At 35.7% G+C, this 15,596-nt stretch carries 7 protein-coding genes; all 7 read left to right on the top strand.

What is annotated here, in order from left to right; all coding sequences use genetic code 11:
* Positions 1 to 106: 106 nt before the first annotated feature.
* The 7 genes from OZP08_RS03120 to OZP08_RS03090 all read left to right on the top strand — a co-directional run bounded on the left by OZP08_RS03120 (position 107) and on the right by OZP08_RS03090 (position 15,557).
* Entirely contained in the window at positions 107 to 1,147 is a 1,041-nt protein-coding gene (locus OZP08_RS03120) for a substrate-binding domain-containing protein (RefSeq protein ID WP_281322963.1), read from the top strand.
* 736 nt (positions 1,148 to 1,883) lie between these two features.
* Positions 1,884 to 4,964 (top strand): SusC/RagA family TonB-linked outer membrane protein, encoded by a 3,081-nt coding sequence (locus OZP08_RS03115; RefSeq protein ID WP_281322962.1) that lies wholly within the window; start codon positions 1,884 to 1,886, stop codon positions 4,962 to 4,964.
* Between the two features lie 37 nt (positions 4,965 to 5,001).
* The gene (locus OZP08_RS03110; RefSeq protein ID WP_268848303.1) at positions 5,002 to 6,513 is read left to right on the top strand and encodes a RagB/SusD family nutrient uptake outer membrane protein; all 1,512 of its coding nucleotides are present in this window, start codon (positions 5,002 to 5,004) and stop codon (positions 6,511 to 6,513) included.
* Between the two features lie 105 nt (positions 6,514 to 6,618).
* Positions 6,619 to 8,028: an aryl-sulfate sulfotransferase gene (locus tag OZP08_RS03105; protein ID WP_281322961.1), complete on the top strand. Its 1,410-nt coding sequence runs from the start codon at positions 6,619 to 6,621 to the stop codon at positions 8,026 to 8,028.
* A 156-nt stretch (positions 8,029 to 8,184) separates the two neighbouring features.
* Complete coding sequence (locus tag OZP08_RS03100; protein WP_281322960.1) at positions 8,185 to 9,174, top strand: c-type cytochrome; 990 nt, start codon at positions 8,185 to 8,187, stop codon at positions 9,172 to 9,174.
* Between the two features lie 58 nt (positions 9,175 to 9,232).
* Entirely contained in the window at positions 9,233 to 12,247 is a 3,015-nt protein-coding gene (locus OZP08_RS03095; protein WP_281322959.1) for a glycoside hydrolase domain-containing protein, read from the top strand.
* Between the two features lie 211 nt (positions 12,248 to 12,458).
* The gene (locus OZP08_RS03090; protein WP_268848296.1) at positions 12,459 to 15,557 is read left to right on the top strand and encodes a DUF5107 domain-containing protein; all 3,099 of its coding nucleotides are present in this window, start codon (positions 12,459 to 12,461) and stop codon (positions 15,555 to 15,557) included.
* Positions 15,558 to 15,596 lie beyond the last annotated feature (39 nt).

The raw sequence follows: 15,596 nt of genomic DNA, 5'->3' as shown, positions 1-15,596 counted from the left end.
TGTAGAGACCACCGTTTCAAGAGCTTTTGAAACGGTGGTCTCTGTTTATAAGCACAAATTTGCATTGTAGTTTAAGCTCTCAACTTTTTTTATATATTTGCTACCAATGGATAAAAAACTAACTATTAAGGATATTGCTAAGTTAGCCGGGGTTTCAAAAGGAACCGTGGATAGAGTGTTGCATAAAAGAGGCAAAGTATCTGAAGATGCTCTTTTGAAAGTGAATGCTGTTTTGAGTGAGATTAATTACGAGCCTAATTTTATGGCAAGAAGTCTCAAGAACAATAAAGTATATAGCATTTGTGTTAGCCTTCCAGATCCATCGTTAGACTCCTATTGGCTTCCTTGTGTTAAAGGAATCGAGGATGTTGTACAAAAATTTAAAGCATACAACCTTCAAATCAAAATATTCTATTTTGATCCGGAAAGCACAGAATCTTTTATAAGTTGTAATGAATCTATATTGAAAATGGCTCCTGATGCCGTTATGTTAGTGCCATTGTTTTATAAAGAAACACTAAATGTGGTAGAAAAATATAATGATTTAGGAATTATTGTTTCTACTTTCAACAATCAAATTCACTCATCTATAATCAAAAGCTTTGTTGGTCAGGACTTGTTTATGAGCGGTAGGGTTGCAGCAAAACTCTTGGATTTGCTTTACAAAAAAGGAAGTCTGGTTATTATTCATATCGATGAGTCGTATGAAAATGCCAGTCACATGCAGGAAAAAGAGCGTGGATTTAGAACGTATTTTAGCGAAAAAGAGAATTCAGATTACACGATACAGACTCTAAAACTGCATCATCCAACTATAGAAAAAGACTTTAAAGATTTTCTCGCTCTCAATCCCAACTTAGACGGAATCTTTGTCACCACTTCAAAATCCTATCATATTGCCAAAATAGCCGGTGATGAAAATACATCTAAAATTGGTATTATTGGATATGATTTGGTAGACGAAAACTGTACTTTTTTAAACCAAGGCGCTATAGATTTTCTAATTCATCAAAATCCTAAAAGACAAGCTTATTTGGGCGGAATGGGTCTAGCTGAGTTCTTTATTTTTGGTAAAGAAATTCCAAACACTACATTGTTACCCATAGATATCATCAATTCTGAAAATATCAATTCCTATTTAGAGTAAGACTTTTTACTCTTAGTATTTATAAGGGTTTTATGTTATGCTTCTTATTGAATCTATCTCCCCAAAGATTCAATGATGCCCAAAAAGTGATTTTATGCTTTGCAACTTCATGACATTGTGTTGTTATGGACAATTCTTTATTTGAGATAATCAGAACAGCAGTAATATGATTATTGCTGAGGTTCTTCTTTTGGTAATTTGCCAATTTTCCTTTTTTGTTGCAAAATTTTGACGTTGTAAATGATGCTCAAAGTTATTCTTTAAAATTCCCTTTTTTCAAATTCCAAACCTTTTGGTGAAACTCCCTTGTATTTCTTACTTGATTATTTTTTGCATTAGATAAAAACAGACAGGTTAAACGTTTCAGAATTAATGCTTTTAAAAAGAATTCCGATACTTTTCCTGCAATTGTGTGCTCGAAAACACAAATTTAGCGTGTTCGAGCACATTTTTTGTCACTTTCCTTTTTTTATTAAAAAATAATATATAGTTTCGTCATGTAATTGTGAATTTTATTATTCCATTTTCAATTTTAAAGCGCTAAAAAAATGATTCTAATATTATTTCCGGCTTTTTAAATGAGAATGTGTTTAATCGAATAGAGTGTTTTGAAATTTTAAAGTCAACAGGAATGTTAAGATTCTTTTTTTGAAAAAACAGACAGATTCAATTGTTTGTAGTGTCAAGAACAGATTTTTAGGAAAATGAAAAAATAACTAACTTAAATACCATGAATATGAATGTAAAAACCAAAAATAAGCCCGAAGATTTTCGGCTTAACATGATCTCTGGGAGAGTGGTCAAAATTACAACAGTTTTACTGCTCAACTGGACTTTGCAAGTTTCAGCATCAGAAAGTTATAGTACAAATCTTCCGATAGAAATTAATATCCAAAAACAAATTAAAGGAAAGGTTACAGATGAGGCTGGACAACCTATATCTGGGGCTAATATTCACGTTAAAGGAACTAAAGAATCAGTTCAAACTGATGTAGATGGTTCTTTTGCAATCAATACCTCAGAGACTTCAGTTACTTTAGTGATTTCTTTTATCGGAAAGCAATCTAAAGAAGTAAAAGCGACTGATGGTTTTATGACAATCACTTTGAAAGAAGAAGGTCAGGTAATGAATGAAGTAATTGTTGTAGGGTATGGTAAACAAAAGAAAAGTGACCTTACCGGTTCTGTGAGTTCTATTGGTAAAGACAACTTAAACTTAGGAGGTACTGTTTCTAATGTTGGTCAAGCTTTACAAGGACGTGCATCAGGGATTCAAGTACAACAAAATAGTTTTGCTCCGGGAAGTACACCTTCAGTTATTATTAGAGGGGGGAACTCAATCAACACCTCTAATGCGCCATTGTATGTGGTAGATGGATTTATTACCAGCACTGGTGCATCGATTAGTCCAAATGATATCGAAAATATTCAGGTTTTAAAGGATGCATCATCTACAGCTATTTATGGAGCCAGAGGAGGAAATGGGGTTATATTGATTACTACCAAAAAAGGAAAATCAGGTAAGATGCAAGTTGAGGCTGAAATCTCGGATGGTTTTCAGAATATAATCAAAGAACCATCTTTAATGAGCGGGCAGCAATATGCAGATTTTCAAAATGCACTGGCAGCAGAGAACGGTAAACCGCCAGTTTTTCCTTCTAGTTTTCCTATAGCAAACACCAATTGGTTTGACGAAGCAACCCGCCAAGGAAGCGTAATCAACAGAAGTCTTACTTTTAGCGGAAGCGATAAAGTGTCTAAGTTTTTCCTTTCTGGAAATTATCTAAAACAAAAAGGGGCTCTAGAGAATACCGATTTTGAGAGATACACAGTTAGAATGGGCGCCGAGAAAAAATTTAATGATAAATTAAATATGGGTACCAATTTTTATGGTGCTGTAGGTGAGGGTAATAACAGTGATTTTGGGGACAACATTTTATCTCCAATGTATTCTATCCAAACTGCACCTCCAACACTTCCGGTATACAATCCTGATGGGTCTTATTATAAATACCAAGGAAAAGATAATGCATTGGCACTTTTGTTAGAACCAACAGATCATACAATCAATAGATTAGTAAACGGAAGTATGTTTCTGGACTATGAAATTATCAAAAACCTGACGTATCATTTTGGAGCTGGAGCTGAATGGCAAGAAAACATACAAGGGAAGTACACACCAAGCACGCTTGTTGCAGGTGCAGCTTTAAAAGGTTCCGGGTCAGAAGAAAACAAAACCTTTTTTAGATGGAGTACAGAGCAATATTTGACTTACAAGTTTAATATAAAAGAACATGCTATAACAGCCATGTTGGGGACATCCAATCAAAAAGATACTTACGAGCGAGTAAGAGCAGCGGGTACAGGTTTCAGCAATGATTTGTTAACTTATTACAATCTTCAAGGAGCATCTGTTTATTCAAAACCGGAAACCGAGAAAACAGAGACTAAGCTTACTTCATATTTTAGCAGGTTGAATTATTCATTTGCAGATAAATATTTAGTTTCCTTCACGATAAGAAAAGATGGTTCATCTCGTTTTGGTCCAAATAATAAATACGGAATATTCCCATCTGGAGCTATTGCATGGAAAATGTCTAACGAATCATTTATACAAGATCTAAATACCTTTTCAGATTTAAAATTAAGAGCCAGTTATGGTATTACGGGGAATGATGGTATTGGGGATTATGCATACATGAGCAGGCTTGCTTCTTACGGTGTAACGATTGCTCCAGATAGTTTTGTAGGAGGTACAGAACCGGCTAACCTTGCTAATCCTAATTTGAAATGGGAAGAAACCGCTCAAACCAATTTAGGTTTGGACATGGGATTCTTTGGCGGAAGACTTAGCAGTACTATCGATGTCTATAAAAAAACTACTACTGATGCACTTTTGAATGTTCCAGTTGGTGGATGGTGGGGCTTTGGTGTACAAAGAATAAACTCGGGAATTATTGAAAATAAAGGGATTGAGCTTGGTATAAGTAGCGAAAACTTTAGAACAGATAATTTTTCTTGGAGAACGTCTTTAAACTTTGCATACAATAAGCAAAAGATAGTAGAGCTTGCTGATAATGTTAAAATCATTAGTACAAATACATCCAACCCAAGTGGAGTAGTTTCGGGTCAAGAGTTTACAAGACTTGAACCAGGAAAAGAAATGGGAGTATTATTTGGTTATGAATATGCGGGAGTGGTAAAAACAGGAGAAGTGTATGCACCACAACCATTGTCTAAACCAGGAGATCCAAAATATGTAGATGTAAATGGAGACGGAAAAATTACAGCAGATGACAGAACGTATTTAGGAAATTCAATACCACATTATATTGCAGGATTTAATAATGATTTTAGATACGGAGATTTTGATTTGAATATCTTTTTTCAAGGAGCTTTTGATTATTCAGTATACAATATGACCGCAATGGTAGGAGAATCATCTACAAGTATGGATGCTTTGAATCGATGGGTAGCCGGTACAAATGAAAATACAGATATTCCAAGAGACGGGTATTACAAAAGTAAATATGGTAGTTATGTTAATTCAAGATTTGTTGAAGAAGCATCATACATTCGTCTGAAAAATGTTTCTTTAGGATATTCTATTCCACAAAGTGCATTAAGACAGGTTAAATTTATAGATAACATCAGGTTGTATGCTATTGGTCAGAATTTGGCAACTTTTACAAAATATTCTGGAAATGATCCTGAAGTAAATGGGCATTCAAATAACAACTTGGGTGGAGGAATCGATTTTAACTCATTCCCAGCTTCCAGAACATTTATTTTAGGTTTAAAAGTAACAATTCACTAGTCTAAAAAGCTTTTTAACTAACACTAAATTTATTAAGATGAAAAAATATACAATATTATTACTTTTACTTACTGCAGGAGCACAATTTTCGTGTAATAACGATCTTGATCCTACAGTATACAGTAATCTGACCAATACCAATGGGTATCAAACCAAGTCGGATGCCGTAGCGGCCATTAATTCAATTTATGGTAGACTTAAAGGACCAGCTGTGGGGGATAACTTTTCATACTGGGCAACACGACATTTTGCTTTGACAGATCTTGCAACAGATTTAGGACATTGTCAATTTGGTGGTGACCCGGGACAATTGTCTTTGGGAACCTGGAACGCAGCTAATGGACTACTTAAAGAAGATTGGAATGCAATGTATAAATTGATTGCCAATGCAAACAATGCGATTTTCAACATCACACCAATGACTGGAATTTCTGAGGCAGAAAAAGCACAGTTTTTAGCCGAGGCTAAGTTTTTAAGAGCTTGTGCCTATATGGACTTAACGGATTCTTGGGGACCGGTAATTTTAATTACTGAGGCCGATTTAAAGAATCCTGATTATTTAAATCAAACCCCTCCAACATCAGTTGAGGATATAGATACTTTCTTGATCAAAGAACTTAATGATGCGGCAAGTGTATTACCGGTTAATTATAAAAACAATGCCATTTATGATAGTAATGATGTAGGACGTGCTACCAAAGGAGCAGCATTAACGTTATTGGCAAAATTGTATTTACGCAGTCACAACTGGCAACAGGTGGTAAATGTTACCCAACAGGTAATGAACCTAAATGAATACAGCCTTTTCCCATCATACCTGGGCTTATTCAAAGAAAATAACAAATGGTGTAATGAGAATATTTTTTCTTCACTTAGTGATGCTAATACGAACGGAACAGAATTGTTAAATCATTTTGGACCAGTAGATCACCCAGTTGTTCAAAACAGATGGCAGTATTATACAGTAAACTGGGATTTCTATAATACTTTTGGAGATGAAGACGACAGAAAACAATGTTTCTTCCCAGAATATATGGGTGTAGATGGTTTGTTGCACAAGCAAGCACCTACATTGGGGGCTGAACCACCAGAAGGCGAATTCTATATGCAAGATGTAGCGACCAAAAAATATGCAGATGATGAAACTACAACCTATTATGATGGTCACAGTGTAGATATTTTACGTTATGCCGATGTGTTGTTAAGCAGAGCAGAAGCATTAAATGAACTTAGCGGACCTAATGCAGAAGCAATAGATCTTATTAATCAAGTTAAGGGAAGATCGCATGCTAAACTTTTGGTTCTGGCAGATCATAATCAAACTACTTTAAGAGATGCTATTTTGCAAGAAAGAGGATGGGAGTTTTTCTTTGAAGGAAAACGTCGTTCAGATTTAATAAGAATGAACAAATATGATGTTCTTGTAAATGCATATCACCTAAGAGTAGGTGAAGCGGCTCAAATCAAGATGCCTCAAAATAAGTTTTATACTTACCCTCAAAGTCAAGTTGATCTTAATCCTAAGTTAAGTAACGCTGACAGACAATAAGCAGGAATAGGTATTTTAAAAATCAAGAATATAATAAATTGTGAGACTATTATATTCTTGGTTTTTATAAAAAAGCAGTAGCATTTTTTTAAACACAGACATAAAATGATCAAGAGATTTTTATCAAAAACACTTTTTGTTCTCCCGCTATTAGTACTGATGGGTTGCTCTAATAAAAGCAATTGTATCAAAAATATCAGCGTCGGAACTCATAGTAACAACGAATTGAAGATTCAAATTGATGTTACTACAAGTACAGATGCAAAAGTATATGTAGAATATTGGCGTGAGGCAATAGGAAGTAAAGATAAAATGTCATCTATGATAAGTCCAAGTGGTAAAAAACATTCATTGGTGCTATGTTCCATCAGACCTGAGACTAAATACAACTATCAAGTTGTGACAGTTCAGGATGATGTAAAAAACACAAGTAAAGTCTATGCATTCAAATCCAGACAATTGCCGGAATGGTTGCAAAAACAATTCAAGGCCAATTGTCCAAAACCAAAACTATTGCCTGAAAATTTCAAAAAAGGTTTTTTGCTCTTAAGCAAAAGAGAAACACCCGGAGTAGCTTACATTGTAGATTATAAAGGGAACTTGAGATGGTATCATACGGTAGAAGGAACGGGATTTAAAGTTTCTTGTTTTACAGATGATCAAAGCATTATTTCTATACTTGGGAAGAATGATGAACCAACAAGTTATGGCAGCGAAATCTTGGAAATTAATTTGCAAGGCGATACACTAACACACCTTAAAAAAGGTCAAGGAGATTTTAAACAAGTCATTCATCATGAAATCATAAAAAAATCAACAAACGAAATCGTAACACTATTTGTTGATGAAAGAATAACTGATTTAACCGCTATTGGAGGTAAAAAGAAAGATACCATCAATGGTGACGGAATTATCATTTTGGACAAAAAAGGAAAACAACTCTGGAAATGGAGCGTTTTTGACGATTTAGATCCAATGAAAGACAAAGCATTACTGAAAACCAAGAAGGATTGGATGCATGCCAACAGTTTGAATTATGACAAAGACGGCAATTTCATTATTTCGTTTTATAACAATGGCCAAATCTGGAAAGTAGATGCTAAAACCGGAAAAGTAATCTGGAAAATAGGAAAAGGTGGTACCATGAAAATGCCTGTCAATTGTAGTTTCTCGCAAGCCCATGCGGCACACATTAACGAAGAGGGAAGCTTGATGTTTTTTGATAATGGAGTCGATAAAAAACAATCTTCAATTTTTGCTTTCAAAGTAGACGAAAAAGGCAATGCCATAAAACTGGATTATCAGGTAAAATTGCCAAAGGAAATCTATAATGACAGAATGGGAAGTGCCTATAGGATAGATGCAGCAACCATATTGGCATGTTGTTCCAAAAGACATATAACGGTTTTGACCAATAAACAAGGGGTGTTACTATGGGCTTTAGAGTCAGAAATTCCACCTTATCGAACTAAGTTTATCCCGGAAGATAAACTCAAACCGTTTCTTTTTAATTAAAAAATAACCAAAGGGAAAAGAGCAGTTTCAGTAGAAACCCACATCAAAAATATTTTTCTTCCGATGAAATGAAAAAGTGGGTTCCTGACAACCAAAATTTAAATACTTTTTTGGAAGAAATAGCTTTTAGATACCAGGATTTAATACCTTATTAGAATGAAAAAAATAGTTGTTATAGGAATCCTTTTTGCAGTGCCAATAATGGTTTTTAATTCATGTAATTTATCTTCGGCTAATACTGTTGCGAAAACAGATGCAAAAGATGAATCTTATATTACCATTGATACTTCAAAAATCCCAAATGATAAGTTTGGCGAGTCAGTGCGTTATGGAAGAGAATTAATGCTAAGAACAGCGTATTATATTGGTCCAAACGGAATTAAAGGAAAATATTTGGGCAATAAAATGAATTGTACCAATTGCCATCAGGATGCAGGAACCAAACCATATGCTTTCAACTTGATGTCATCGCATGATAATTACCCACAATACCGTGGAAGAGAAGACAAAGTACTCACATTGGCAGAACGTGTAAACAACTGTGTGATGCGTCCGCATTCAGGAAAACCATTGCCATTAGACAGTGATGAAATGGTTGCTTTCTTATCTTATTTTAAATGGATTAGCAAGTTTGTACCAAAAGATAGTTTGTTTAAAGGTTCTAAAAACCTAAAAATTGAATTTCCGGAAGTAGCAGCAAGTCCAGAGAGAGGAAAAGTGCTTTTTACCGAAAACTGTGCTCGTTGTCATGGAAATGACGGACAGGGGAAATTCAATGAGGATAAATCGGGCTATGTTTACCCGCCTTTATGGGGTAATTATGCCTACCAACCCGGTTCAAGCATGCATAGAGTTATTAAGCAAGCACAATGGCTAAAAGGAAATATGCCTTATGATAAAGTAACTGTTGGAAAACCATATTTGACAGATGCACAAGCGCTCGACATTGCAGCTTATGTGAATGATGATTCTGTTCATACCAGACCCAACCCAAAAACATTAGATTACCCAGACCCAAAAGCAAAAGCGATAGATTATGCGCATGCACCTTTTAGCGATCCTTTCTCTGAAAAACAACATAGACTAGGACCTTATAAACCCATTATAGAATATTGGAAAAAACAAGGTTGGGAAGCTATTTACTAAGCGGTTCTATAATACAAATTATTACTATTCTATACACTCTTTTGAAAAAAATACAATCATGCAAAACAACTTAAAACCGAGATTTTTTATAAGTAGCTTATTCGCACTTTGTCTTTTTATAACAACAGGCGCTTTACAGGCACAAGAATTAAAGTACACGGATGGAAACGACAGTTGGAATCCTGATTTACTCGGAAATCATCGAGCGATAGTACAGTTTACAGGTAGCGGAACGGTTGCCAAAACAACAATTGATTGGAGAAGGAGAGACGAAAATCCAGAACAAAAACGCATCATTGTGCAAGATGCAAAAACAGGAAAAGACATTCTAAATGTTAAGTCTGAAAATATAAACAGAGAATCCGGAACAGTACTTTTTGAACCGGTTTCCGGTAAAGGAACTTACTATGTTTATTATCTACCATACATAGATGAAGGTAAGGCAAATTACCCAAAAGGAGTTTATGTAAAACCGGAGAATACTGCTGATGCGGCATGGTTGTCAAAAGTAAAAGCCGATTTAAAACCAAATTGTAGCGTTTCGGAAATTCAAAGTATCAATGCTTTCAATAGTTTTTATCCTATGGAAGTGATTGCAACGGCTACCGAAACCCAAAATATAATTGCACAGAACAAAGGAAAAGCATTCTTGGTTTTCCCGGAAGACAGAACGAACTCTATCCGAATGCAAAAAGATTTACCAAAGCGTTGGATCGATAAGGGAGTTCAAAACACTTTTACAGATACTGCATTAAGAGGAGAATATTTGGCATTTCAGTTGGGAGTTTATGCTTTGCAAGATTTAAACAACCTGAAAGTTACATTTTCGGATTTAAAAAGTAAAGACGGAAAAACAATTGCAGCAAAAAGTATAAGCTGTATCAATACAGACGGAACAAAATATGATGGAACTGTTTTTTCGAATACTGTAAATGTTTCAAAAGGTAGAATCCAAGCTATGTGGTGCGGAATTGATGTTCCGGAAAGTACTGTCGCTGGAGATTATTTTGGTGAGTTTTTGGTGAGTTCGGGAGGTGCTGCCCAAACGGTTACCCTTCATTTAGTGGTTAAAGAGGAAGTAACTCATAACGGTGGCATCGACCAACCCGAAAAAATGACCCGATTAAAATGGTTGAATTCTACAATGGCACAAGAAAACACGGTAATTGCACCATATACTCCATTAGAAGTAAAAGAAGCAGAGGTTTCATTATTAGGAAGAAAAGTGCTTTTGAACAAGAACGGACTACCGGCTCAAATTCAGACTTTTTTCACACCCGAAATGACTTCAATTGGTACCAAAGCCAATGATATATTAACAGCTCCAGCACAATTTCATTTAGTAGACAACACAGGAAAAGAAATTAATAATTGGAAAAACACCAGTTTTAAATTTACCAAAAAAGAAGCAGGAACAGTATCTTGGGAAAGTACCAATACGGATACTGCTGTAGAAATGCAGGTAAACGGAACCCTAGAATTTGATGGGTTTTTATCATACACTGTAAAAATTACGGCTCTTGAGGATGTTACTTTCAATGACATTAATTTTCAAATGCCATTGCAGCCTACATCGGCTAAATATCTGATGGGATTAGGTCAAAAAGGAGGAGAACGCCCAGAATCGATTAAATGGAAATGGGATGTGGCCAATAAAAATCAGGATGGAGCATGGATCGGGAACGTGAATTCAGGATTGCAATTTTCATTAAGAGATGAAAAATACAGCCGTCCTTTGAATACTAATTTCTATTTACAAAAACCATTGCTTTTGCCAGCATCTTGGGGCAACGGAAACAAAGGGGGAATTGACATTGTACCTAGCGGAAAATCAGTTTTGGTTAATGCATACAGCGGAAGCCGAAGCATGAAAAAAGGAGATGTTTTGTACTATAATTTCAATTTGTTGATTACACCTTTTCATGCAATCAATACCGATTTCCAATGGGACAGCAAATTCTATCACAAGTATGATAATTTAGATACCATTGCAAAAACAGGAGCAACAATCGTGAATATACACCATGCTACTCCTATCAATCCATATATCAACTATCCTTTTATCGAGCATGAAAAGATGAAAAATTATATAGATGAGGCACATGGCAAAGGACTAAAAGTAAAAATTTACAATACGATCAGAGAGCTTTCAAACAAAGCATATGAAACATTTGCTTTAAGAAGTTTGGGACATGAAATTTATTCTCCAGGAAAAGGTGGAGGCTTCAATTGGTTACAGGAACATGTAGGCGATGATTATATAGCAGCATGGTTTGTACCTGGGATAAAAGATGCAGCAATAGTAAATAGCGGAATGAACCGTTGGCATAATTATTACGTAGAAGGAATGAATTGGTTGGTTCAAAACGTAGGTATAGATGGAGTTTACCTTGATGACGTTGCTTTTGATAGAGTAACTATGAAGCGAGTAAAAAGAGTATTGACTCAAAACGGACATCCTGGAATAATTGATTTGCATAGTGCCAACCAGTATAACAAAAGTGATGGGTTTAATAACAGTGCCAATTTATACATGGAGCATTTTCCATATCTAAATAAACTATGGTTTGGAGAATATTTTGATTATGAAAAAAATCAACCGGACTTTTTCTTGACCGAAGTAAGCGGAATCCCTTTCGGGCTTATGGGCGAAATGTTGCAAGATGGCGGAAACGCTTGGCGAGGTATGATTTACGGCATGACGAACAGAATGCCTTGGAGTGATAATGCAGACCCGAGACCAATCTGGAAAGTATGGAATGACTTTGGCATAAAAGGATCAGAAATGGTTGGATACTGGAGCGAAAATTGTCCAGTGAAAACAACTAATACCAAAGTATTGGCAACGGTTTATAAAAAGAAAGGTTCTGCATTAATTTCTATTGCAAGTTGGGCAGATAATGATGTAAAAGTAAAATTGAATATAGACTGGAAAAAATTAGGTATTGATCCTGCTAAGGCTACAATAACAATTCCAGAAATAAAGAATTTTCAATCGGTACAACAATTTTCAATTAATGCAGAATTACCGGTTGCAAAAGCAAAAGGACTGTTGTTGATTGTTAAGCAATAAGTTTTTTAAAGCCTTTTTAACTTGAGTTCAATTGTTTTTTGTGGTTTGGTTACCTTATGTTTTAGAGCATAAAATGAAGAGCAATGAGAAGGAATAAAAGGCACAATGTATGAAATCGCCATGATTCTAAACACAAAGGAAGAGTGGCGATAACATATTACTTAGCCAGTTAGTTACCGTTCTAATTCGTTGAAAATAACAAATAGCTACTATGAAATTTAAATCAGCAGTATTTCTTTTATATTTTGCAAGTCAGTTTGTTGTTGCGCAGAATAATGTGCCAACAATCAAAGAGTATAAAAAAGTTTTTACAACCTATCCTTTTTCAGATCCGGATCCTATCCCAAAACCAGACTCAAAAATCTATCCGTATTATAGATTTGATGGTTTTACAGATAAGCCCGTGCAAAAGGAGTGGAAAGTGGTCGAATTAGAGAACGATTACATAAAACTAACAATATTGCCAGAGGTTGGCGGTAAGGTTTGGTCAGCTATCGAGAAATCAACAGGAAAGGATTTTATTTATAACAATCATGTGATTAAATTTCGGGATATTGCCATGCGAGGACCTTGGACCAGCGGCGGTGTCGAGGGAAATTATGGAATAATAGGTCATACGCCCAATTGTGCCACAGCGGTAGATTATACAACCATTACCAGAGAAGACGGTAGTGTGAGTTGTGTGATTGGAGTATTGGATTTACTTACCAGAACATCTTGGAAATTAGATATCAATTTGCCAAAGGACAAGGCTTATTTTACTACCAATTCCTTTTGGTTTAATGACACTGCGTACGAACAACCGTATTATACTTGGATGAATACAGGGATTAAAGCAGCAGGAAATTTACAATTTATTTATCCAGGCAAGAACTATCTAGGTCACGATGGAGAGTATCATTCATGGCCGATCAACAAGGATAACGGAAAAGATCTTTCCTTTTACAACAATAATAATTTTGGAGGTTATAAATCATACCATGTATTTGGTAAGTACAGCGATTTTTTTGGAGGATACTGGCATGATGAAGATTTCGGAATGGCTAGATACAGCAATCATGACGATAAACCCGGAAAGAAAATATGGATATGGGGTCTGTCTCAACAAGGGATGATTTGGGAAAAATTACTAACGGATACAGACGGACAATACGTTGAGGTGCAAAGCGGAAGATTGTTCAATCAATCTGCAGAAAACAGTATGTACACACCTTTTAAACACCGTTCTTTTTCGCCTTATCAGTCGGATTCATGGACAGAATACTGGTTTCCGGTTAAAAAAACCAAAGGTTTCGTAAAAGCAAATAATTATGGTTCCGTAAATGTGAAAAACGAGAACGGCTGGCTAAAGATTTATTTTTCGCCATTGCAAAAGTTAAACGAAAAACTAGTGGTGTTTGATAACGGAAAAGTGGTGTACTCCAAGGATATTGCGGTTAAGCCAATGGAATTATTCAAAGATTCTATCCGCGTTACGGTTGATGAAAATAAATTAAAACTAGCAATCGGGGAGAATAAACTGGTTTGGAACTCGGCACCAGAAGACGGCAATCTAAACCGTCCGTTAGAAATTCCAAAAGATTTTGATAACAATTCAGTATATGGTTTATACCTGCAAGGCAAAAATTACATCAGTTTTAAGGATTATATAAAAGCAGAGGAAAAATTAACCGAATGCTTGAAGAAAGATCCCAATTATGCTCCGGCATTATCGGATATGGCCTCTCTGCAAATAAGAAAAGCCCAATATGCAGAGGCAGTTTTAACCGTGAGTAAAGCTTTGGCGATTAATACCTATGATCCGGCAGCCAATTATTATTATGCCATGGCCAACTTGCATTTAGGAAAGATAGCCGATGCAAAAGATGGATTTGATCTTGCCGCATCGAGTGTTGAATACCGCAGTGCCGCATATACGGAGTTGAGTAAAATTTACTTTTGTGAAAACGAACCAACCAAAGCCATTGAATATGCTGATAAAAGTTTGTTAAACAATCAATACAATTTGGATGGCCTGCAATTGTTGGCAGTAGTATACCGCTTGCAAAACAATACATCTAAAGTAACAGAAATATTAAATAAGATTTATGCAATTGATCCTTTGAATCACTTTGTTCGTTTTGAGAAATTTCTTTCGGATGGTTCCGAAGCCTCAAAACAACGTTTTATTTCGCTGATACAAAACGAAATGCCACAAGAAACATACCTGGAATTAGGAATGTGGTATCAGCGATTAAATCGTAAGGAGGAAGCGCTAAAAGTGTTTTCACTAGCAGTTCCCAATGCGGAGCTAATTTACTGGAAAGCATTTTTAGAAAACAAAGCAGTAGATTTAAGTCAGATTCAGCCAGGAATTAGTTTTCCATTCCGTGCCGAAACCGCTAATGTGCTAGAAAAATTGATTGCAACAAATGAGCAATGGCAATTAAAATATCATTTGGCATTGATAGAATGGAACCGTAATAATATTGGAAAAGCAAAAGAGTTGTTCCAGCAATGTGGTGCAAAACCTATGGATCCTGCTTTTTATGCAGCAAGAGCGGCACTGATGAAAGATAATCCAGGATTGGCATTGATAGATCTTCAACAAGCCGTTAAACTGGATAAACAAGGATGGCGATATTCTAAATTATTGACAGAGCATTATATCGTGCAAAAGCAATATGATAAAGCACAGGCAGTAGTAGAGCCTTTTTACAAAGTGCATAAGGATAATTACATCATGGGAATGTTATATGCAAAAACACTCTTGCTAACCAAAAAGTATGCAGTAGCAGATGCATTATTAACCCAATTGCAAATTTTGCCTTTTGAAGGAGCTACAGCCGGCAGACAATTGTACCATGAAGCCAAACTAATGCAGGCGGTAACAGAAATGAAAAACAAGCAATACAAAAAAGCATTGCAGTTTATAGCAGAAGCAAAGTTATGGCCAGAGAATTTGGGTGCCGGAAAACCGTATGATGAAAACATAGACGAAAGAATGGAGAACTGGCTGAATTATTTATGCTACACAAGTCTTGGCGATAAAGCAACAGCCAACGAGTCATTGCAAAAAATCATTGCCTTTAGCCCAAAAGTAGACAATATGGTTATGAATTTCTTACCGGCAAATCAACTGGTTGCGGCATGGGCAATAGAAAAAACATCTACCACAAAAAAGGCAGAAGAATGGTTACAGGCACAAGCAAATATGTATACATCTAACAAAATCATTCAATGGTGTTTACAGACGTATACCAGAAAACAATCAGTTAGTTTAACAGAGGATGAAAAAGACGGCGAAGTCAGAATTCTGGAAAAACTTTGAAAATTCAAGATTATCCTTTCAGCACTTTGCGTCTTTGCG

This window comes from Flavobacterium aestivum (assembly GCF_026870175.2).
Classification (GTDB): domain Bacteria; phylum Bacteroidota; class Bacteroidia; order Flavobacteriales; family Flavobacteriaceae; genus Flavobacterium; species Flavobacterium aestivum.
Note: the sequence above shows the minus strand (reverse complement) of the source record. Positions and strands in the feature narration are given on the sequence as shown.

Bases quoted from the DNA above. Each gene is read 5' to 3' on its own strand.
- OZP08_RS03120 (WP_281322963.1), top strand. From the start codon at position 107: ATGGATAAAAAACTAACTATTAAGGATATTGCTAAGTTAGCCGGGGTT.
- OZP08_RS03115 (WP_281322962.1), top strand. From the start codon at position 1,884: ATGAATGTAAAAACCAAAAATAAGCCCGAAGATTTTCGGCTTAACATG.
- OZP08_RS03110 (WP_268848303.1), top strand. From the start codon at position 5,002: ATGAAAAAATATACAATATTATTACTTTTACTTACTGCAGGAGCACAA.
- OZP08_RS03105 (WP_281322961.1), top strand. From the start codon at position 6,619: ATGATCAAGAGATTTTTATCAAAAACACTTTTTGTTCTCCCGCTATTA.
- OZP08_RS03100 (WP_281322960.1), top strand. From the start codon at position 8,185: ATGAAAAAAATAGTTGTTATAGGAATCCTTTTTGCAGTGCCAATAATG.
- OZP08_RS03095 (WP_281322959.1), top strand. From the start codon at position 9,233: ATGCAAAACAACTTAAAACCGAGATTTTTTATAAGTAGCTTATTCGCA.
- OZP08_RS03090 (WP_268848296.1), top strand. From the start codon at position 12,459: ATGAAATTTAAATCAGCAGTATTTCTTTTATATTTTGCAAGTCAGTTT.